Here is a 19,996-nt window from a genome sequence, read left to right on the forward strand (position 1 = left end):
AAGAGGGGCAGAGGAAGGGGAGTTCAGAGAACGCGCAGGGTCCAGCTCCAACGGTGGACGCCCGGCGGAACGCGATAGGAGGGGAAGGTGTCCGGGCCGCACGAGGCCGTGCCGAGACCCCGGTGTGCCGCGTCGAGGTGCACCACGCAGCCGGGGCGCGGCACCAGTTCGTCGTGGTGCGCGGCGGCGGTCAGATCCTCGGCGCGGTAGCGGGTGACGGAGACCTGACGCGGTTCGTCCAGGACGACCGAGAGACCGGTGGCGTCCGGCGCGGACAGCGTGAACCGTCGTACGCCGTGCCGGCCGCCGCTCTCCTGAGGACGCAGATAGGGAGTGAACAGCTCGTCCACCGGGACGGAGTGATGGCCCACCGGAGCACCTGCGCTCCGGTCGGGATACGACTCCCAGGGCCCCTGCCCGAACCACTCCAGCAGATCGAGTCCCGCCACCGTCTCGAACACCGAGCCGACCCGGGCCACGTCGTCGAACTCCTCCGGCAGCTCGGCCTCTTCGTCGACCCGCACCCCGCCCTCGACCGGCGTGAACACCTGCCGGTGCCGGACGACGCCGCAGGCGCCGGCGTACTCCGCGGTCACCGTCACCCGGCCGGCGTCCCGCCGCACGGAGACGACCTTGCGGACCAGCGCGTCCAGCCCCCAGGTCCGCCAGCGCCCTGCCATGCCGCCCAGCTCGTCGTTGTCGGTGGGCGCCCGCCACAGCGACAGGGCAGGGGCGGCGGTCAGCAGGGGATGGACGAGGAGCCCCTCGTCGTCGACCTCCACGGCACCCGCTGCGACGGGTTCGTCCCGTACGCCTGCCGCCCGCAGCAGCACCTGGGGCGTGCACACCTCCGTGCCACGCGGCGCCCACGGCAGGTCCTGCGCCGTCGTCACCCGCAGCGTCAGCCACGCCTCGCCACCGTCCTCGGGCAGCGCGAACGGCAGTGGCACCGCCGCCGTCTCGCCCGGACACAGCTCGGGCAGCTCGGCCGGCGCGGTCAGCGTGCGGCCGTCCTCCAGCGACAGCACCCATACGGCGGCCAGCCAGTCGAAGCCCCGGAAGTGCTGGTGGTTGGCCACGACGATCCCCTCGTGCCGGAAGCACTCGATACGCACCGGCGCCGCGACCTCCCGGTGCTCGTACATCGCGGGCTTGGGCGTGCGGTCGGGAAACACCACGCCGTCCGCGATGAACGCGCCGTCGTGGATCGTCTCCCCGAAGTCGCCGCCGTACGCCCACCGATGACCGGGCGCGGCGACACCGTTGTCATAGAGCCCGGCGCCCCCACGCCCGGCCGGTCTTCCGTCGCTCACGCGTTGCAGAATCCCGTGGTCCCAGAACTCCCAGATGAACCCGCCCTGAAGACCCGGGGTGGCCTCGATGGCAGCCCAGTGGTCGGCCAGCGTGCCGTTGCTGTTGCCCATGGCGTGCGAGTACTCGCACTGGATGAGCGGCTTGGTCTGCTCGCCGGAGAGCGCGTGGGCCACGCAGTCCTCCAGCGCCGCGTACATCGGGCAGGCGATGTCGGAGGCGAGGGACGGGTCCGCCCATCCGAGCTTGGCCGCTCCCTCGTACTGGATCGGGCGTGTCGGGTCGTGCCGGCGCACCCAGCCCGCCGCGGCGTCGTGATTGGCGCCGTAGTCGGACTCGTTGCCGAGCGACCAGATGATGACCGACGGATGGTTCTTGTCGCGCAGCACCATCCGTGAGACCCGGTCGACGAAGGCGTTCAGATAGCGCGGGTCGTCCGCGATCTCGTGGGCGTGGTCGTGGGACTCGATGTCCGCCTCGTCGACGACGTAGAAGCCGAGTTCGTCGGCGAGGTCGTACAGCGCGGGGTCGTTCGGGTAGTGGGCGGTGCGGATGGCGTTGAAGCCGAAGCGCTTGAGGAGGATCAGATCGGCGCGCATGTCGTCGTACGACACCGTCCGCCCGGTCAGTGGGTGGAAGTCGTGCCGGTTCACGCCCCGGATGAACACCCGCTCACCGTTGACCAGCAGGTCACGGCCGACGATCTCGACGTCGCGGAAGCCGACGCGGTGCTGCGAGGTGTCGGCGACCGTGCCGTCGGCGCGGTGCAGGCGGACGGTCAGGCCGTACAGCTCGGGTGTCTCCGCGTTCCAGGTGCGCACCTCGGGGACGGTGGTCAGCAGCCGGGCCTCGCCGAGGAAGTCGGAGACGCGTTCGTCCTCGGCGTTCGCGCGGTCGAACTCGGCGTCATGCGCGAGGAGTCGACCGTCCAGCTCGCCGGTGAGGTACCACCCCTCGGGCAGCGCCCCGCCCGCGTGCCGCACCCGGCAGTCCACTTGCAGCTCACCGCTGTACCGCGCCCGCACGGTGACGTCCGCGAGGTACAGGGGATCCGTCGTGTACAGCAGTACCGAGCGGGTGATCCCCCCGTGCCACCACTGGTCCTGGTCCTCGATGTGCGAGGCGTCCGACCACTTCACGACCGTCAGCCGTACGGTGGCCCGCTCGCCGGCCCGCACCACCTCCGTCAGGTCGAACTCGGCGGCCAGATGGGAGTCCTTGGAGATGCCGACGGGCCGTCCGTCCACGTGCACGAGCAGCACGCTCTCGGCGGCCCCGACCTGGAGCACGATCCGGCGTCCGGCCCACTCGGCGGGGATGTCGACCTCACGCTCGTAGATGCCGGTCGGATTGGCGGCGGGCGACTGTGGAGGGAATTCTGTATACGGCATACGGACGTTCGTGTACCGCGGCAGGTCGTCCGTGTCCTGCATGGTCCAGACGCCGGGGACGTATGCCGAGCACGCCGAAGACACGGCACCGCCGACCGGCGCGTCCGGAGCGGAGAGCAACTGGAAGCGCCAGTCGCCGTCCAGGGGGAGTGCTCCGCAGCGCCGGTCGACGGCGTTTATGGGCAGCCGCCCCCAGGAGGTCACCTCGGGTGTCTCCCAGGGGCGCAGGGCGATCAGGGGATCGAGGGGTGCGTCGGTCATGGCCATTCCGGGGTCGGTGCGGACGTGGGTGACGTCGAGCCGGGCAGGATGCGGCCCTGCAGGCCCCAGGCGGGGTCGACGGGGATGCCGAGACGGTCCAGGACGGTGGGGGCGATGTCGATGAGGCGGGGCGCCCGGAGCCGGGTGCCGCCGGGCAGTCCGGGCTCGGCGAGGATGACGAACACCTCCCGCTCGGCGTGTGTGTCGCCGCCGTGGCCGCCGTTGTCGAGGTGGCCGTGGTCCGTGGTGACCAGCACGGTCCAGTGCTCGTCGGCGCGCCCGGGGTCCGAGCGCCGGGCTTCGATCGCCTCCAGCAGCCGCCCGAGGTGGGCGTCCTGGGCACGCAGGGCGCGGTCGTAGGCGGGGGAGAGCGGGCCCGTGGCGTGGCCGGCCTCGTCGGTGGCGCCGAAGTACACGAACATGACGTCCGGTTCGAACTTGGTGAGCCACCGCAGGGCGGTGCGGGCGACGCGGCGGTCAGCGGTTTCGTAGCCCCTCGACTCGCCGTTGTGGCGCACACGCCGGCCGATGGCACGGCCGAGGGTGCCGCGGCGGATCAGCGCCGGCCAGGACACCGCGGCCGCGGTGCGCAGTCCGGGGCGGGCCGTGGCGGCGCGGCTCAGGAAGTCGGGGTAGCGGGCGTAGTCGGCACCTTTGAAGTCGTTGCCGGTCACCCCGTGCCGGTCGGGCCACACCCCGGTCAGCACGCTCGACCAGCCCGGGCCGGAGTCGGTGTAGGCCATGCCGGTGGACGGCCCGTCGTCGGCCTGGCCGTCCACCTCGCCGTAGGGCAGCAGACTGGTGCCGTGGGCGCCCGTGGCCATCAGGCCGTGCAGGACGGGCGCCGAGGACGGCGAGCCGGCCAGCCGGTCGAAGCGCAGCCCGTCCATGCCCACCACGAGCACCTTGCCGCGCCGCGGTCGGCCACCGCCGAGAACCTTCACCACTGGGCACCCCCTCTCGACACCGGTTCAGCTGCCCTGGACCGCACCTTCGGTGGCGCCCGCGATGAACCCGCGGGCGAAGATGCTGAAGACCACGACCAGGGGGAGGGCCGCCATGAGCACACCGGCCATGACCATGCTGTAGTCGGTGTTGTGGCCGACGTTGAGCTGGGCGAGCTCCACCTGCAGGGTGACGTGGTCGGGGTTGGTGAGCACGATGAGCGGCCAGACGTAGTCGTTCCAGGCGTTGACGAAGGCGTAGATGGCGAGGAAGGACAGGGCGGGCCTGATCATCGGCAGCGCGATGTTCCAGTACTGACGGAAGAACCCGGCGCCGTCGATGCGGGCGGCGTCGAGCAGTTCGTCGGGGACGCCGTTCTGTATGTACTGGTGCAGCCAGAAGATGCCGAAGGCGTTGGCGAGGGCGGGCAGGGCCAGCGCCTTGAGCATGCCGACCCAGCCGATCTCGGACATGAGGATGAACTGCGGCAGGACGGCCAGCTGCAGCGGCAGCATCATGAACACCAGCAGCGTGCCGAAGAGCACCTTGCGCCCGGGGAAGTCGAACTTGGCGAAGGCGAAGGCCGCCAGCGAGTCGACGAACAGCACCAGGACCGTGGTGACGCACGCGACGACGACCGTGTTGAGCATCGACCCGAAGAAATCGATGGTGTTCAGCACATGCCGGATGTTCTCCAGCAGATGGGAGCCGAACGTCAGCTTCGGTGGGCTCTTGTAGATGTCCTTGGTGGTGTTGGTCGCCATCACGATCGTCCACAGGAACGGGAAGACCGAGACCAGGACGGCCAGGACGAGGAGGATGTGCGCTGTCAGGCCCCTGGGGCGCCGCAGCCGCCGCCTCGGGCCCGTGGCCGGCGATGGGGTGGCGGCTGTCGTCATGACTTCCTCCCTCGTTGCACGATGCGCCAGTTGATGACGACGAGCACGATGATCAGTACGAAGAAGGCCCACACGATGGCCGCGCCGTAGCCGTAGTCGTTGTCGAGGAAGGCCGACTGGTAGAAGTACAGCAGCGTGGTCAGGCCCGCCTGGCCCGGGCCGCCGAGGTTCTGGTTGGCGGCGTTGCTGGCGAACAGCACCTGGGGTTCGCTGAAGCTCTGCAGGCCGTTGATGGTCGAGATGACCACGGTGAACAGGATGATGGGCCGCATGATCGGCATGGTGATCTGGAAGAAGGTACGGACGGGGCCGGCGCCGTCCAGCTTGGCCGCCTCGTAGATCTGCGTCGGGATGGCCTGGAGACCGGCCAGGTAGATGATCATGTTGTAGCCGGTCCACATCCAGGTCATCAGCAGCGCGATGACCACTTTGATCAGCCACGGATTGCTCAGCCACGGGACGGGCTCGATGCCGACCGTGCCCAGGATCGCGTTGACCAGACCGAAGTTGTTGCTGAACACCGCTCCGAAGAAGATCGCCACGGCGACGATCGAGGTGACGTTCGGTACGTACAGGGCGATGCGGTAGAAGCCCTTGAAGCGGCGCACCGAATGCAGCAGCGTCGCCAGCACCAGGGCGCCGAACAGCGTGGGCACGGTGGACAGGACCCAGATCACCAGGGTGTTGCGGATGGACAGCCAGAAGACCGGGTCGTTCCAGAGGAACTCGAACTGCTCCAGGCCCACGAACTGCTTGGTGCCCAGGCCGTCGTAGCGCTGGAAGGCCAGATACAGCGAATAGAAGACGGGGCCGAAGGAGAAGGCGGCGAAGATCAGGAAAAAGGGCGAGATCGCCAGGTACTGCCGCCAGTACGACAGCACTCCGCGCCGCTCGGGCCGAGCGGCACCCGGGGGCGGGGTGCGCCGCGGCCGGAACCGGGCCGGGCCCGGCCCGCCGCGGCGCTCGCGCACCGTGGCGGGACCGGTGACCGGAGGGGACGACACCTCAGCTCACCCCCTGCCGCCGGGCGATCTGCTTGGCCTGGCCGACCGCGTCCTTCCAGGCGTCGTCGGGCTTCTTGCCCTTGGCCTCGATGCTGGTCAGCTCGGCCATGAAGGGCGCCATGACCGCGGAGTCGGCGGGTGCCTCGTAGCTCACCGGGATGGCCTCGGCGGCCGGGCCGAAGACCTCGATGATCTTCTGTCCGCCGAAGAAGGCATCGGGGCCCGTCATGGCCTCCATCGAGTACGTCGCCGGAGAGGCGGGGAAGATGGTGGCGTCGGTGTAGCTCTTGGCGTTGTTGTCCGGGCTGAGGATCCAGCTGATGATCTTGAACGCCTCTTCGGGGTTCCGGCACTGCGAGGGCAGGGCCAGGTAGGAGCCGCCCTGGTTGGCCGGCCCGCCCGGGGTCGCGCAGACCCGCCACTTGCCCTTGGTGCCCGGGGCGGCCGACTCGATGTCCAGCGCGTGCCAGGCGGCGCCGAGTTCGGTGGCCAGGTTCTTGCCGATGGCGGCGTTCCAGGTGTTGTCGTTGATCTTGGCGTCGATGCCGAGCGTGTAGGGGCGGATCGCCGTTTCCCACGCGGTGCGGATGTGGTCCTGGTCGCCGATGAAGTGGTTGTCCTCGTCGATGAACCGCTTGGTGCCCTGGCCGACCGCGATGCTGAACACCGAGCTGATGTTGTTGACCAGGAAGACACCGGGCTGCGACTTCTTCAGCTCGGAGCCGAGCGCGAAGTAGTCCTCCCAGGTCTTGGCCTCGGCGGCGACCTTGGCCGGGTCGGTCGGCAGCCCGGCCTTGTCGAACAGGTCCGCGCGGTAGAAGAGCGCGGTGGGACCGATGTCGATCGGGAACCCGATCTGCTTGCCGTCCTTGGTCTGGGCGAGCTTGGTCTTCCACTTCAGGTACTGGGACGAGACCTTGTTGAAGCCCAGGTCGTTCAGGTCGAGGAAGCGGTCGGCGTTGGGCAGGAAGGAGGCTATGTCCTCGCCCTTGATGCCGGTGATGTCGGGCACGGAGGAGCCGCCCGCCGCGAGGGTGGTGGTGAGCTTCTGCTTGAAGTCGCCGCCGATGGAGGCGGTGGTCAGCTTGACCTGGCTGCTGAAGTGCGTCTTGGCCTGCGCGACCACCTTGTCGCTGAGCGCGCCACCCCAGTACCACAGGGTGAGGTCTTTGCCGTCCTTGGTGCCGCCCGATTCCGAGCCGCCGCCGCAGGCGACGGTCAGGCCGGACGCGGCCGCGGTGAACACGGCGGCCTGGAGGAAGCCTCTACGAGAAAGGTCCACGGGTCACTCCTGTTGTTCCTGTTCGACGTGCTGAGGGGCTGTTCGACGTGCTGCGGGGGTCTGGTGGTCGGTGCCGCCGTTCTTCAGGCGCGTGGACCCACGGGTGTGGGACTGGCCGGCGGGGTGACGGGGGCGTGGCGCACGGGCGGGCCGACGTCGGCCGGGACGCGGTGCGCGAGGAAGCCGTACGCGCGTCGCAGTTCGGGGTCCTGCGCCGACCGCCACCAGTGGTCGACGCCGTACCAGCCGGGGGCCGCCAGTGCCCCGCCGTGGTGCCGTACGGACAGTCCGGCGGCGAGCACGGCGAACCGCAGCCGTTCCTCCAGCGGCCAGCCGCCGAGCGAGGCCGCGACGAAGCTCGCGCCGAAGACGTCGCCGGCGCCCGTCGCGTCGAGGACATCGATGTCCAGCGCCGGGACCTCCGCGTACTCGCCGGTGATCTGATCGACGGCAACGGCCCCCTCGCCGCCGCGCGTCACCACGGCCACCGGCACCAGCTCGCTGAGCGTGCCGAGGGCCGCGACCGCGCTGTCGGTGCGGGTGTACGCCATCGCCTCGGTCTCGTTGGGGAGGAAGGCATGGCACAGGGCGAGCTGGTCGAGCAGGTCGGCCGACCACTGCTGGGTGGGGTCCCAGCCGACGTCGGCGTAGATCTGCGTGCCGTTCGCGGCGGCCTTGGCCAGCCACTCGCGGGGTTCGGCCTCGATGTGCACGAGGGCCGTGCGCGCCTCGGGCGGGTCGCCCATCAGCACGTCCTGCGAGTACGGGGGTTCCTGGCCGTGGGTGACGAGGGCCCGGTCGTGGCCGTAGGCGAGGGAGACGGTGACCGGGGTGGGCCAGCCGTCCGCCGTGCGGGAGAGCGAGAGGTCGATGTCCTCCTGGTCGCACAGGATGTCCCGGCAGTACTCGCCGTAGAAGTCGTCGCCGAACACCGTGGCCAGCGAGGTCTTCAGGCCGAAGCGGGCGGCGGCCACCGCCAGGTTGGCGATGCCGCCCGGACCGCAGCCCATGCCCCGCGTCCAGATCTCCTCGCCGGATGTCGGCGGCTTCCCGAGCCCCGTGAGGACGAGGTCGTAGAAGAGCAGCCCGGTGAGCAGCACATCGGGCCGGTCGTCGTCCACGGCAACGTCCTCTCGTCAGGGAGCGTGGGCAGCTCGAGAGCGTGGGGGAGTCCGAGAGCGGGGCGCTCGTCAAAACTCTTCAATTCGGTGACCGGAATCGTGCGCCGCTCAGCGAGATTGGTCAATACCCGAGCAGAAATGAGCATGGCGATGATTGAAGATGACGAGTAGTGTTCACGCCATGCTGGCGGAACGACGACATCAACTCATCCTGCGGGCCCTGCGCTCCGGCGGCCCCGCGGCTGTGACCGACCTCTCCGAACAGCTGGGTGTGAGCCCCGCCACGATCCGGCGTGACCTGGTCAAACTCGAGGAGGACGGGCTGCTGACCCGGGTGCACGGCGGCGCCGTCGTGGACGAGGGCGACCAGCCCTTCGCCGAGGTCGCCGAGGTGCGCGTGCCCGAGAAGGACGCCATAGCCGTGCACGCCGCCGCGATGATCGAAGATGGTCAGTCGGTGCTGCTCGACATCGGCACCACCGCGTTCCGGCTGGCCCGCCAGCTGCACGGCCGCCGCCTCACCGTGATCACCAGCAACCTGGTGGTCTACGAGGAGCTCGCCGACGACGAGGGCATCGAACTCGTGCTGCTCGGTGGCATGGTCCGCCGCGAGTACCGCTCCCTGGTCGGCTTCCTCACCGAGGACAATCTGCGCCAGCTGCATGCCGACTGGCTCTTCCTGGGCACCAGTGGAGTGCGGCCGGGCGGGCAGGTGATGGACACGACGGTCGTCGAGGTGCCGGTCAAGCGGGCCATGATCAAGGCCGGCGGCAAGGTCGTGCTGCTCGCCGACGCGGCGAAGTTTCCCGGTACGGGCATGGCCAAGGTGTGCGGTCCGGAAGACCTGGACGTGGTGGTGACGAACGCGCCGGTCGACGCGGCGACCCGGTCCTCCCTGGAGGAGGCGGGCGTCCAAGTGGTCGTGGCAGGAAAGGTGCAAGCGTGAAACTGACGATTCTGGGCGGCGGAGGATTCCGCGTGCCGCTCGTGTACGGGGCGCTGCTCGGGGACCGTGGCGAGGGGCGCGTGACCGAGGTCGTTCTGCACGATCTGGACGACAGTCGACTGTATGCAGTCACCCGTGTACTGGCTGAACAGGCGGCCGGCGTCCCTGACGCGCCCCAGGTGACCGCCACCACCGACCTCGACGAGGCCCTGCGCGGCGCCGACTTCGTCTTCTCCGCGATCCGCGTTGGCGGCCTGGAGGGCCGTGCGAACGACGAGCGGGTCGCGCTCGCCGAGGGCGTCCTCGGCCAGGAGACGGTCGGCGCCGGCGGCATCGCCTACGGCCTGCGCACGGTCCCGGTCGCCGTCGACATCGCCCGGCGGGTGGCCCGCCTGGCGCCGGACGCCTGGGTCATCAACTTCACCAACCCCGCCGGACTGGTCACCGAGGCCATGTCCCGCCACCTCGGCGACCGCGTCATCGGCATCTGCGACTCACCGGTCGGCCTCGGCCGCCGTATCGCCCGCGTGCTCGGCGTGAAGAACCCCGGCGAGGCGTGGATCGACTACGTCGGCCTCAACCACCTCGGCTGGGTCCGCGGCCTGCGCGTCGCCGGCCGTGACGAACTCCCGCGCCTGCTCGCCGACCCCGACCTGCTCGGCTCCTTCGAGGAGGGCAAGCTCTTCGGCGTCGACTGGCTGCAGTCACTCGGCGCGATCCCCAACGAATACCTGCACTACTACTACTTCAACCGGGAAGCCGTCCGCGCCTACCAGCAGGCCGACAAGACCCGCGGCGCCTTCCTGCGCGACCAGCAGGCCCGCTTCTACGAGGTGGCCCGGCGCGCCGACGTCTCCGCCCTCGACGTGTGGGACCGCACCCGCGCCGAGCGCGAGGCCACCTACATGTCCGAGAACCGGGAGACGGCCGGCGCCGGTGAGCGCGACGCCGACGACCTCTCCGGCGGCTACGAGAAGGTGGCGCTCGCGCTGATGCGGGCCATCGCCCGGGACGAGCGCACGACCCTGATCCTCAACGTCCGCAACCAGGCCACCCTGTCCGTCCTCGACACCGACGCCGTCATCGAGGTCCCGTGCCTGGTCGACGCCAACGGTGCCCACCCGGTCGCGGTCGCCCCGCTGCCCGACCACGCCACCGGGCTCGTCTGCGCGGTCAAGGCGGTCGAGCGCGAGGTGCTCGCCGCAGCCGAGTCCGGCTCCCGCAGGACGGCGGTGAAGGCCTTCGCGCTGCACCCGCTGGTCGACTCGGTCAACGTTGCCCGCAGGCTGGTCGACGGCTACACCGGGGTACATCCCGGCCTGGCGTACCTTAAGTAGCGCTCGCCCGGGAAATCGCTTCCACTCCTCGTCCCACCCTTCGCTTCCCTCTCCGCTTGCTCCCTCCCTGGAGACCCTGATGCACGACGAACGACGCCGGATCGAAGAGCGCGTCGAGCGCCTCCACGCCCAGCGCATCAAGCCCGCGATCTACTCGGCCACCGTGCCCTTCGAGGTCGAGGCCTGGCAGGCGCCGGGCGAGCCGGTCTCCTTCGAGGAGGCCGCGGCCGCCCGGTACACGCCCTTCGCGATGAACACCCCGTGGGGTCCGCCCTGGGGCACGACCTGGTTCCGTATGCGCGGCCGGGTGCCCGCCGAGTGGGCCGGACGGCGCGTCGAGGCGGTCATCGACCTCGGGTTCGTCGGCGACTGGCCGGGCAACCAGGCCGAGGCCCTGGTCCACCTGCCCGACGGCCGCCCCCTGAAGGCGGTCAACCCGCTCAACCAGTACGTGCCGATCGGCAACCCGGTCGCGGGCGGCGAGGAGATCGACTACCTGGTCGAGGCCGCCTCCAACCCGGACATCCTGGCGAACAACTTCGCGGCCCCGACCCCGCTCGGTGACGTCCTGACGGCGGGCGACAAGCCCCTCTACACCTTCCAGCGCGCCGACCTCGCCGTCCTCGACGAGGAGGTGTGGCACCTCGACCTCGACATTCAGGTGCTGCGCGAGCTCATGGTCCACCTCGGCGAGCACGAACCGCGCCGCCACGAGATCATGCACGCCCTCGACCGGGCCATGGACACCCTGGACCTGGACGACATCTCCGGCAGCGCCACGGCCGTCCGAGAGGTCCTCGCCCCCGTCCTGGCCCGCCCCGCCCACGCCAGCGCCCACACGATCTCCGGCGTCGGCCACGCCCACATCGACTCGGCCTGGCTGTGGCCCATCCGCGAGACCAAGCGCAAGACGTCCCGCACCTTCTCCAACGTCACGTCCCTGGCCGACGAGTACGACGACTTCATCTTCGCCTGCTCCCAGGCCCAGCAGTACGAGTGGGTCCGCGACAACTACCCGCACGTGTGGGCCCGCATCCAGGAGTCGGTGAAGAAGGGCCAGTGGGCTCCGGTCGGCGGCATGTGGGTCGAGGCCGACGGCAACCTGCCCGGCGGCGAGGCGATCGCCCGCCAGCTCATCCACGGCAAGCGGTTCTTCATCGAGCACTTCGGCGTCGAGACCAAGGGCGTCTGGCTGCCGGACTCCTTCGGCTACACCGCCGCCTACCCGCAGCTCGCCAAGCTCGCCGGCAACGAGTGGTTCCTCACCCAGAAGATCTCCTGGAACCAGACCAACAAGTTCCCCCACCACACCTTCTGGTGGGAGGGCATCGACGGCACCCGCATCTTCACCCACTTCCCGCCGGTCGACACCTACAACGCCCGCTTCAGCGGCGAGGAGATGGACCGCGCGGTCCGCAACTACTCGGAGAAGGGCGCCGGTACCCGCTCCCTCGCCCCCTTCGGCTGGGGCGACGGCGGTGGCGGCCCCACCCGCGAGATCATGGAGCGGGCGCGCCGCCTCGCCGATCTGGAGGGCTCGCCCAAGGTCGTCGTCGAGCACCCCGACGAGTTCTTCGCCAAGGCCCGCGAGGAGTACCCGGACGCCCCCGTGTGGGTCGGCGAGCTGTACCTGGAGCTGCACAGGGCGACGTACACCTCCCAGGCCCGCACCAAGCAGGGCAACCGCCGCTCCGAACACCGGCTCCGCGAGGCCGAGTTGTGGGCGACGACCGCCGCGCTGCACGCGCCGGGCTACGCGTACCCGTACGAGAAGCTGGACCGCCTGTGGAAGACGGTCCTGCTGCACCAGTTCCACGACATCCTGCCGGGCTCCTCGATCGCCTGGGTGCACCGCGAGGCGGAGGCCGAATACGCCCGCGTCGCCGAGGAGTTGGAGGAGCTGACGGCCGAGGCGGTCGCCGCGCTGGGCGGTGGTGACACCCGGGTCTTCAACACGAGCCCGTACGAGCGTGCCGAGGTGGTCCGTACGGCCGAGGGCGCACCGGTGTACGTGAAGGTGCCCGCGAGCGGCAGTGCGCCCCTCGCCGGTGACGCCGAGCCCCCGCAGCCGGTCGTTGTCGAGGGCCGTGTCCTCGACAACGGACTGGTCCGTGTGGAGGTGGCGGAGGACGGAACACTGTCGTCTGTATACGATCTACGGTCGAACCGCGAAGTCCTCGCCGACCAGGGCAACCTCCTCCGCCTCCACACGGACCTGCCCAACTACTGGGACGCCTGGGACATCGACAAGCACTACAAGAACCGGTACACGGACCTGCTGGATCCCGAGTCCGTCACCGTCGTCGAGCAGGACACGCTGGTCGGCGCGATCCGCGTCACGCGCTCCTTCGGCAAGGGATCCCGGATCGCCCAGACGATCACCCTGCGCGCCGGCAGCCCCCGGATCGACTTCGAGACCGAGATCGACTGGCGCGAGGCCGAGAAGATCCTCAAGGCCGGCTTCCCGGTGGACATCCGCGCCCCGCACTCCTCCGCCGAGATCCAGTTCGGCCACATCCAGCGGCCCACCCACACCAACACCAGCTGGGAGGCGGCCCGCTTCGAGGTCTCCGGCCACCGCTGGGTGCACATCGCCGAGCCCGGCTACGGCGTCGCGGTCATCAACGACTCGACGTACGGCCACGACGTCTCCCGCACGGTCCGCGAGGACGGCGGTACGACCACCAGGGTCAGCCTCAGCCTGGTCCGCGCCCCGCGCATCCCGGACCCGGAGGCCGACCAGGGCAAGCACCGCTTCACGTACTCCCTCCTCCCCGGCGCGAGCATCGAGGACGCCGTCGCCGAGGGCTACGCCCTCAACCTCCCGCTGCGGGTGGCGGATTCCGCGGGCGCTCCCGAGCCGGTCGTCTCCGTGGACGGCGACGGCGTGACCGTCGAGGCGGTCAAGCTGGCCGACGACCAGTCCGGCGACGTCGTCGTACGCCTCTACGAGTCCCGCGGCGGCCGCGCGACCGGCGTCCTGCGCACCGGCTTCCCGCTCGCGGGCGCCCAGGTGACCGACCTGCTGGAGCGCCCGCTGGAGGAGGACGTGGACATCACCGGCGAGGGCGGGGTCGCGGTGGCCCTGCGCCCCTTCCAGGTGCTCACGCTCCGACTGAAGCGCGCCGACGGGAGCTGAGCCGTGCCGATGCAACCCTGGTTCCCCGACGCCAAGTTGGGGATCTTCATCCACTGGGGCATCTACGCCGTCGACGGCGTGCAGGAGTCCTGGTCGTTCTACGACGACATCGTCCCGTACGACCAGTACATGTCCCAGTTCGACCGCTTCACGGCCTCCCGTTACGACCCGCGCGACTGGGCGAAGCTCTTCGCGCGGGCGGGCGCCAGATACGCCGTCCTGACCAGCCGCCACCACGACGGCGTCGCCCTGTGGGACACCGCGTACGGCGACCTGAACGTGGGACGCGACCTGATCGGCGGCTACGCCGACGCCCTGCGGGAGCAGGGCCTCAAGGTCGGCCTGTACTACTCGCACTCGGACTGGAGCCACCCCGACTACGCCTCCACCCGCAAGCCCGGCCGCCCTCCGGAGCTGGAGGACAACCGCTACTCGGAGGTCGCGGCGGAGGACGAGGACCTTCAGGCCTGGGAACGCTTCCTCGCCTACCGGGACGGCCAGATCCGGGAGTTGACGTCACGCTACAAGCCGGACCTGCTGTGGTTCGACGGCGAGTGGGACCGCAGCGAGGAGCAGTGGCGCATCCCGGAGCTGGCCGCGCTGATCCGCTCCGAGGTACCGGACGTCGTCTTCAACGCCCGCATGCTCAGCGAGGGCGACTACGCGACGCCCGAACAGGGCGCCCCGGTCGTCCCGCCCGAGGGCCCCTGGGAGCTGTGCCTGACGATCAACGACTCCTGGGGGCACCAGCACCACGACCACAACCACAAATCGGTCGACCAGCTGATCCGCTACTTCGCTGAGACGATCGGCGGTGGAGGCAACCTGCTGCTCAGCGTCGGACCGCGGGAGGACGGCACGATCCCGCGGGAGCAGGTCGAGCGGCTGGAGGGCCTCGGCGACTGGATCGCGAGGCACGCGGAGGCGGTGTACGGCACGGTGCGCGGCCTTCCGGCCGGTCACCACTACGGCCCCAGCACCCTCTCCAAGGACCGCCGCACCCTCTACCTGATCCTCTTCGACGCCCCGCGCGCCGAGATCAACGTACGCGGACTGCTCGGTTCGGTACGCCGCGTCACGGTGCTGGGCAGCGGCACCGAACTGGCCCACCGCATCACCGGCGGCCTGCACGAAACGCCGGGCGTGCTCTGGATCGAACCGCCCACCGCGGCGGACCTCGACCCGCACGCGACGGTGCTCGCCGTCGAACTGGACGGTGAGCTGGAGCTGTACCGGGGCTCGGGCCGCTTCTGATCCCACGGCTCCCCTGCGGATCGGCCGGCCGCCGCCCCCGTGACAGCGCCGGCCGATCCGAGGCCCCCGTGCTCCCCCGTGCGGTGCGTTCCCCCGTGGGTGGTGCTCCCCCGTGGTGGTGCGTCCCCCGTGTCCCCCGTTGTTGTGCTTCCCCCGTTGCCTTTCACTCCTATGAGCGCGCGGTCCGCGCCCTGATACACCCTCCCGGGAAAAGGTTGCCGAGAAAGTGCCGCCCCAGCCGCCCCGGCCGCCTCAGCCGGTGAACCCGGCCGTGATGGACGTGAACTGCCAGTTGCTCTGGCTGATCCCGGAGCAGTTGCTCGTCACGCCGCCCCCCGGGCACGGCCGGTCGCGGTTGACCGACCAGAAGGCGAGGCGGGCGATGTGGTGCGAGTTCGCCCAGTCGCGGATCTGGGTCCAGGTCGCGGGCGAGGTGAGCTCCTGCTGGTCGGACAGGCCGTTCATGCCGGAGATGCCGATGTGGGCGTAGGCGGTGGCGTCGTCCCACCCGAAGGTGGACTTCAGCTTGTTCTTCAGCCCCTCCGTCGCGTTCACCGTGTTGCCGTACATGTCGGCGCCGCCGCCGAAGTCGAACGGCATGATCGTGAACACGTCGATGTCGGCGTTCAGCGCCTTGGCCTGCTCGATGAGCCGGTTGCCCCAGTACGTCGGCCCGGTCGTGGAGGTGCCGAAGGTGAGAACGGTCCGCAGGCCCGGGTTGTTCGCCTTGACGATCTTCAGGGCGTTCAGGATCCGGTCCTGCACGGTCGCGTTCTCGAACTCGTCGGTGTTCTCGATGTCGACGTCGATCGCCTTGAGCCCGTACGCGTCGATGACCTTCTGATAGGCCCCCGCCAGCGCCTCGGCGGTCGCGCAGTTCGGCCCGAGCTTGTTGCCGCTCCACCCGCCGATGGACGGCACGATGTCACCGCCCGCGGAGCGGATGGAGTTGATGACGGACTGGTCGTTCCCGCCGGTCAGCGGACGCTGCCCGTCCCAGGCCGGGTTGCAGCCGCCGGAGGACAGGATGAACGCCATCGTGTACCACTTGATGCCGGTGGCGCTCATCACCGAGGTCGCGCTGGGCGGGTCGCCCCAGCCCAGGTACAGATAGGGCGCGGCCTGCTTGAATCCGGTACCGCCACCGCCGCCCGCGTCCGTCGTGACGGTCACGGCGTTGGAGGCGGCGGAGACGTTCCCCGCGGCGTCCCTCGCTTTGACCGTGAAGGTGTAACTCGTGCTCGGCGACAGCCCGCTGACCGTCGCGCTGGTACCGGAGACACTGAGCACCTGGCTCGAACCCCGGTAGATGTCGTACGCCGTCACCCCGACGTTGTCCGTCGAGGCGTTCCACCCGAGCGACACGCTCGACGACGTCTTGCCGGTGGACCGCAGGCTGCCCGGCACACTCGGCGCCTGACTGTCCGAGCCGCCGCCACCGGGCCCGTCGAGGCTGATGTCGTCGGCGTAGTAGGTGCCCTGCGCGTACCAGCCGTGGACGTAGACGGTGGCGCTGGTCTGCGAGGCGCCGGTCGTGAACGACAGGGACAGCTGACTGTACGCCGACGGGGACGACGTCCACGTCGAGGCGCCGCCGTCCACGCCGAGGTACACGTAGGAGCCGCGCACCCAGCCGCTGAGCGAGTACGTCGTGTTCGGCCGGACGGAGACGGTCTGGCTGCACTTGGCGTTGTCACTCGAACTCACCGCCCCCGCGAGGGCCTTGGACCCACCGTGCACGGGGGAGGAGACGACCGAGCCGAGGTTGCCGGCGCAGGACCAGGGGGAGAGGGCGCCGGATTCGAAGCCTGCGTTGGAGAGGATGTTGGCCGCGTGGGCCGTACCGGGAAGCGCGACGGCTCCGGCGAGCGCGAGGGCGGCGGAGCCGAGCAGGGCGAGTAGACGCCGTCTGGAACGTCTGAACAGTGAGTTGCGCACGCGATCTCCCTGAAGGCTGTGGGGTGTTCGGGAGTGCAGAGACATGCAGAACGGTGCGCAACCAAGTTGGTATGGACCAATCCCGGTGTCAAGACCGGACGCCGGGATTGGTCAACGCCCTAGGGGCGCGGGGAACTGCGCGACAAGCCACACGCAACCCGCACCCGGCAGACAACCTAAAGCGGCAGTACCTGAGCCGAGACCTCAACGGACTCGACCGGCGCCGGCAAGGCAGGCAGCAACGCCCCCGTCTCTTCGGCGCGTTGCTGCGGAATGGACACCGGCCGCAGCGGCCGCGGCCCCGACACCACCGTGTAGTCCTGCCCGAGGAACGGCGGCGCCACCTCTCCCGGGTCCTCCCCGAGCGCCAACTGCACAGCCAGCCAAGGCACGTTGACCCCACACAGCGACAGCTGATGCAACCCTCCGGCGGGCCGCGTGTTGACATCCATCAGCACCGGCGTCTCCCCGAACATCCGGAACTGGATGTTGGACAGATAGTGCAGCCCGAACCCCTCGGCGATCCGCCGCGCCGGCTCCAGCCACTGCTCCTGCAGCGTGAACCCACGCCGCCGCCCGTTCTTGCTGCGCCCGATCGCCAGCCGCACCCGGTTGTCGGGACCCGTGAGGCAGTCCACCGACACCTCCGGCTGCTCCAGCCGCGGCATGACCAGCCAGTCCACCGGCTCGTCGGCCCGCCGCAACGCGTCCACCACGAGGTCCAGCTGGACGTACGGCGTCGGGAACCCGTTGAGGTGCACCAGTGAGAAGGGGGAGCGCGTGATCACCCGGAAGCCCACTCCTCCCGCACCGGACGCCGGCTTGAAGCAGGCCTTGTGTCCGCCCGCCTCCAACTCCTCGACGGCGGCCACGAGTTCGTCGGCGGTGCGCACCCGCCACCACGGCGGCACCGGCACCCCGATCGCCTGTACGGCCTCGTACGCGATCACCTTGTCCTGGAAGACCGCCACGGCCTCAGGCGGCGGCGCCAGCAGCGCCGTACCGACGGCCTCGAAGTCCGCGCGATGCGCCACGATCGCCGACTGGTGCAGCCGGGGCACGAACACGTCGATGCCACGGCGCTGGCACTGGTCGAGCGCGTACTCGACATACGCGGCCGGGGACAGGCCCTCCGGCTCCAGATCGGCGGTGTCGGCGGCGGCCAGCACGGGCGAGTCGGCATCCCCGTGCGTCGCATGGATCTCGACCGCCCGATCGCTGGGATTTCTCCGCAGCTGATCCATGAAGAACACGTTCTCCGCGTACGTGCGGTTGAGCCAGACGCGTACGCGAGAGACCATGCAGGGCCGTCCTTTCGGGTTCGCGGGCAGGGCGAAGCAGGCCCGTACCCGGGCAGGGTGGATGGAGGGACACCAAAGCGCCCCGTGCGAGGGGCGTTCATAGCGGTGGTGTTGGGGCGATCATACGGCTTTCAAGGGGTGCGGCGTGCAACGTACGTGTTACGGATTTGCGGATCATTCCTGACCGTCCCGGCCGCCCCGCACACCCGGCGTCACACCGCCTGCCGGGACGACGACGTGATCCCGCCTTGTACCGTGAACGCACCATGTGTTCTCGTGGTTCCATCCGGATGATCGAAAGGGGCGAGGGGTGACGTCGACGGTCGGCGGTGCCGGACAGCTGCTGGCCATCAGCGACCTGCACATCGGCTACGAGGAGAACCGCGCCCTCGTCGAGAAGATGCGCCCCGACTCGGACGACGACTGGCTGCTCGTCGCCGGTGATGTGGCCGAGACCGTGGCCGACATCCGCTGGGCCCTCGAGACCCTCGCCGGCCGCTTCCGCAAGGTCGTCTGGACGCCGGGCAACCACGAACTGTGGACCCACCCGAAGGACACCGTCACCCTGCGCGGCGTCGCCCGCTACCACCACCTGGTCGACGTGTGCCGGGAACTCGGCGTGACCACCCCGAGGACCCGTACCCCGTCTGGGACGGTCCCGGCGGCCCGGTGGCCGTGGCCCCGCTGTTCCTGCTGTACGACTACTCCTTCCTGCCCTCCGGCTGCACGACCAAGGACGAGGGGCTGAAGTACGCGCACGGGACCGGCATCGTGTGCAACGACGAGTACCTGCTGCACCCCGACCCGTACCCGTCCCGCGAGGCCTGGTGCGAGGCCCGGGTCGCCGAGACCGAGCGCCGGCTCGCCGCGCTGCCCGAGGACCTGCCCACCGTCCTCGTCAACCACTACCCGCTGGACCGGCACCCCACCGACGTCCTGTGGTACCCCGAGTTCGCCATGTGGTGCGGCACCCGCCTGACCGCGGACTGGCACCGCAGGTTCCGCGTCGACACCATGGTCTACGGCCACCTCCACATCCCGCGGACCACCTGGCACGAGGGCGTCCGCTTCGAGGAGGTGTCGGTGGGCTACCCCCGCGAGTGGCGCAAGCGACCGGACCCGCCGGGACGACTGCGCCGGATTCTGCCCGGTGTGTCCAGGGAGGACGGGGCCCGTTGATCGAGGAACTGCTGCCGGACACGGTGGTCACCGTCGAGGCGTACGGCGACGAAGAGCCTCCGAACACCGTCCTGTACCCCGAGGAGGAGGCGATTGTGCTCCAGGCGGTCGCCAAGCGCCGCCGGGAGTTCGCCGTCGTACGCGCCTGCGCCCGCCGCGCCATGGAGAAGCTCGGCGTGCCACCCCAGCCGATCCTGCCCGGCGAGCGCGGCGCCCCCGCCTGGCCGGCCGGCCTCGCCGGCAGCATGACCCACTGCGACGGCTACGGCGCCGCCGCACTGGTCCGCGCCACCGACCTGGCCTCCCTCGGTATCGACGCCGAACCCCACCAGACGCTTCCGGAGGGCGTCCTCCCGGCCGTCGCCCTGCCCGCCGAGGCGGAACGGCTGCGCCGGCTGGCCGGCGACCACCCCGGCATCCACTGGGACCGGCTCCTGTTCAGCGCCAAGGAATCCGTCTACAAGGCGTGGTTCCCCCTCACCGGGCAGTGGCTGGACTTCACCGAGGCCGACATCGACGTCTTCGCCGACCCCGGTGAGCAGTACAGCGGTGGCCTGCGCGCCCGGCTCCTCGTCCCCGGCCCGCGGGTGGGCGACCGCCGGGTCGACCTCTTCGAGGGCCGGTGGACGGTCCGGCGGGGGCTGGTGGCGACAGCGGTGAGCGTGCCGCACACCTGAGCCACCCGCCG

Annotated in this window: 13 protein-coding genes and 1 pseudogene; 6 read left to right on the forward strand and 8 right to left on the reverse strand. The window is 70.2% G+C overall.

What is annotated here, in order from left to right:
* Nucleotides 1–23 precede the first annotated feature (23 nt).
* The 6 genes from ACQEV2_RS35795 to ACQEV2_RS35820 all read right to left on the reverse strand — a co-directional run bounded on the left by ACQEV2_RS35795 (nucleotide 24) and on the right by ACQEV2_RS35820 (nucleotide 8,214).
* A complete protein-coding gene (locus ACQEV2_RS35795; RefSeq protein ID WP_433051224.1) occupies nucleotides 24–2,963 on the reverse strand; it encodes a glycoside hydrolase family 2 TIM barrel-domain containing protein in 2,940 nt (979 codons plus the stop codon).
* The gene (locus ACQEV2_RS35800; protein ID WP_433055032.1) at nucleotides 2,960–3,907 is read right to left on the reverse strand and encodes an alkaline phosphatase family protein; all 948 of its coding nucleotides are present in this window, start codon (nucleotides 3,905–3,907) and stop codon (nucleotides 2,960–2,962) included. The genes ACQEV2_RS35795 and ACQEV2_RS35800 overlap by 4 nt, the downstream gene beginning before the upstream one ends.
* 27 nt (nucleotides 3,908–3,934) lie before the next feature.
* Nucleotides 3,935–4,807, reverse strand: coding sequence for a carbohydrate ABC transporter permease (locus ACQEV2_RS35805; protein WP_433051227.1), 873 nt, complete (start codon nucleotides 4,805–4,807; stop codon nucleotides 3,935–3,937).
* Entirely contained in the window at nucleotides 4,804–5,688 is an 885-nt protein-coding gene (locus ACQEV2_RS35810) for a carbohydrate ABC transporter permease (protein ID WP_433055035.1), read from the reverse strand. Before ACQEV2_RS35810 ends, ACQEV2_RS35805 begins: the two co-directional genes overlap by 4 nt.
* A 124-nt stretch (nucleotides 5,689–5,812) precedes the next feature.
* Entirely contained in the window at nucleotides 5,813–7,093 is a 1,281-nt protein-coding gene (locus tag ACQEV2_RS35815) for an ABC transporter substrate-binding protein (RefSeq protein WP_433051230.1), read from the reverse strand.
* Between the two features lie 83 nt (nucleotides 7,094–7,176).
* Nucleotides 7,177–8,214 carry a carbohydrate kinase family protein gene (locus ACQEV2_RS35820; RefSeq protein ID WP_433051233.1) on the reverse strand — a complete coding sequence of 346 codons (1,038 nt, stop codon included), beginning with the start codon at nucleotides 8,212–8,214 and terminating at the stop codon, nucleotides 7,177–7,179.
* 181 nt (nucleotides 8,215–8,395) lie between these two features.
* On the opposite strand from ACQEV2_RS35820, the gene ACQEV2_RS35825 reads away from it, so the two are divergent.
* The 4 genes from ACQEV2_RS35825 to ACQEV2_RS35840 all read left to right on the forward strand — a co-directional run bounded on the left by ACQEV2_RS35825 (nucleotide 8,396) and on the right by ACQEV2_RS35840 (nucleotide 14,890).
* Complete coding sequence (locus ACQEV2_RS35825) at nucleotides 8,396–9,160, forward strand: DeoR/GlpR family DNA-binding transcription regulator (RefSeq protein ID WP_433055037.1); 765 nt, start codon at nucleotides 8,396–8,398, stop codon at nucleotides 9,158–9,160.
* A complete protein-coding gene (locus tag ACQEV2_RS35830; protein WP_433051236.1) occupies nucleotides 9,157–10,497 on the forward strand; it encodes a 6-phospho-beta-glucosidase in 1,341 nt (446 codons plus the stop codon). Before ACQEV2_RS35825 ends, ACQEV2_RS35830 begins: the two co-directional genes overlap by 4 nt.
* 79 nt (nucleotides 10,498–10,576) lie before the next feature.
* Entirely contained in the window at nucleotides 10,577–13,636 is a 3,060-nt protein-coding gene (locus tag ACQEV2_RS35835) for an alpha-mannosidase (protein WP_433051239.1), read from the forward strand.
* A 3-nt stretch (nucleotides 13,637–13,639) separates the two neighbouring features.
* On the forward strand, nucleotides 13,640–14,890 hold the full coding sequence (locus tag ACQEV2_RS35840; protein WP_433051242.1) for an alpha-L-fucosidase: 1,251 nt from the start codon (nucleotides 13,640–13,642) through the stop codon (nucleotides 14,888–14,890).
* Nucleotides 14,891–15,142: 252 nt separating this feature from the next.
* On the opposite strand, the gene ACQEV2_RS35845 is transcribed toward ACQEV2_RS35840, so the two are convergent.
* A complete protein-coding gene (locus ACQEV2_RS35845; RefSeq protein ID WP_433051245.1) occupies nucleotides 15,143–16,828 on the reverse strand; it encodes a carbohydrate binding domain-containing protein in 1,686 nt (561 codons plus the stop codon).
* 176 nt (nucleotides 16,829–17,004) lie between these two features.
* Complete coding sequence (locus ACQEV2_RS35850) at nucleotides 17,005–18,129, reverse strand: ATP-grasp domain-containing protein (RefSeq protein WP_433051248.1); 1,125 nt, start codon at nucleotides 18,127–18,129, stop codon at nucleotides 17,005–17,007.
* 310 nt (nucleotides 18,130–18,439) lie between these two features.
* Between ACQEV2_RS35850 and ACQEV2_RS35855 the strand changes: the two are divergent.
* Both ACQEV2_RS35855 and ACQEV2_RS35860 read left to right on the forward strand, forming a co-directional pair.
* A pseudogene (locus ACQEV2_RS35855) lies at nucleotides 18,440–19,308 on the forward strand (metallophosphoesterase family protein).
* Nucleotides 19,305–19,985, forward strand: coding sequence for a 4'-phosphopantetheinyl transferase family protein (locus ACQEV2_RS35860; RefSeq protein ID WP_433051251.1), 681 nt, complete (start codon nucleotides 19,305–19,307; stop codon nucleotides 19,983–19,985). The pseudogene ACQEV2_RS35855 and the gene ACQEV2_RS35860 overlap by 4 nt, the downstream one beginning before the upstream one ends.
* Nucleotides 19,986–19,996: the final 11 nt, after the last annotated feature.

The organism is Streptomyces sp. CA-251387, from assembly GCF_050936625.1.
In the GTDB taxonomy this organism is placed as follows: Bacteria; Actinomycetota; Actinomycetes; order Streptomycetales; family Streptomycetaceae; genus Streptomyces.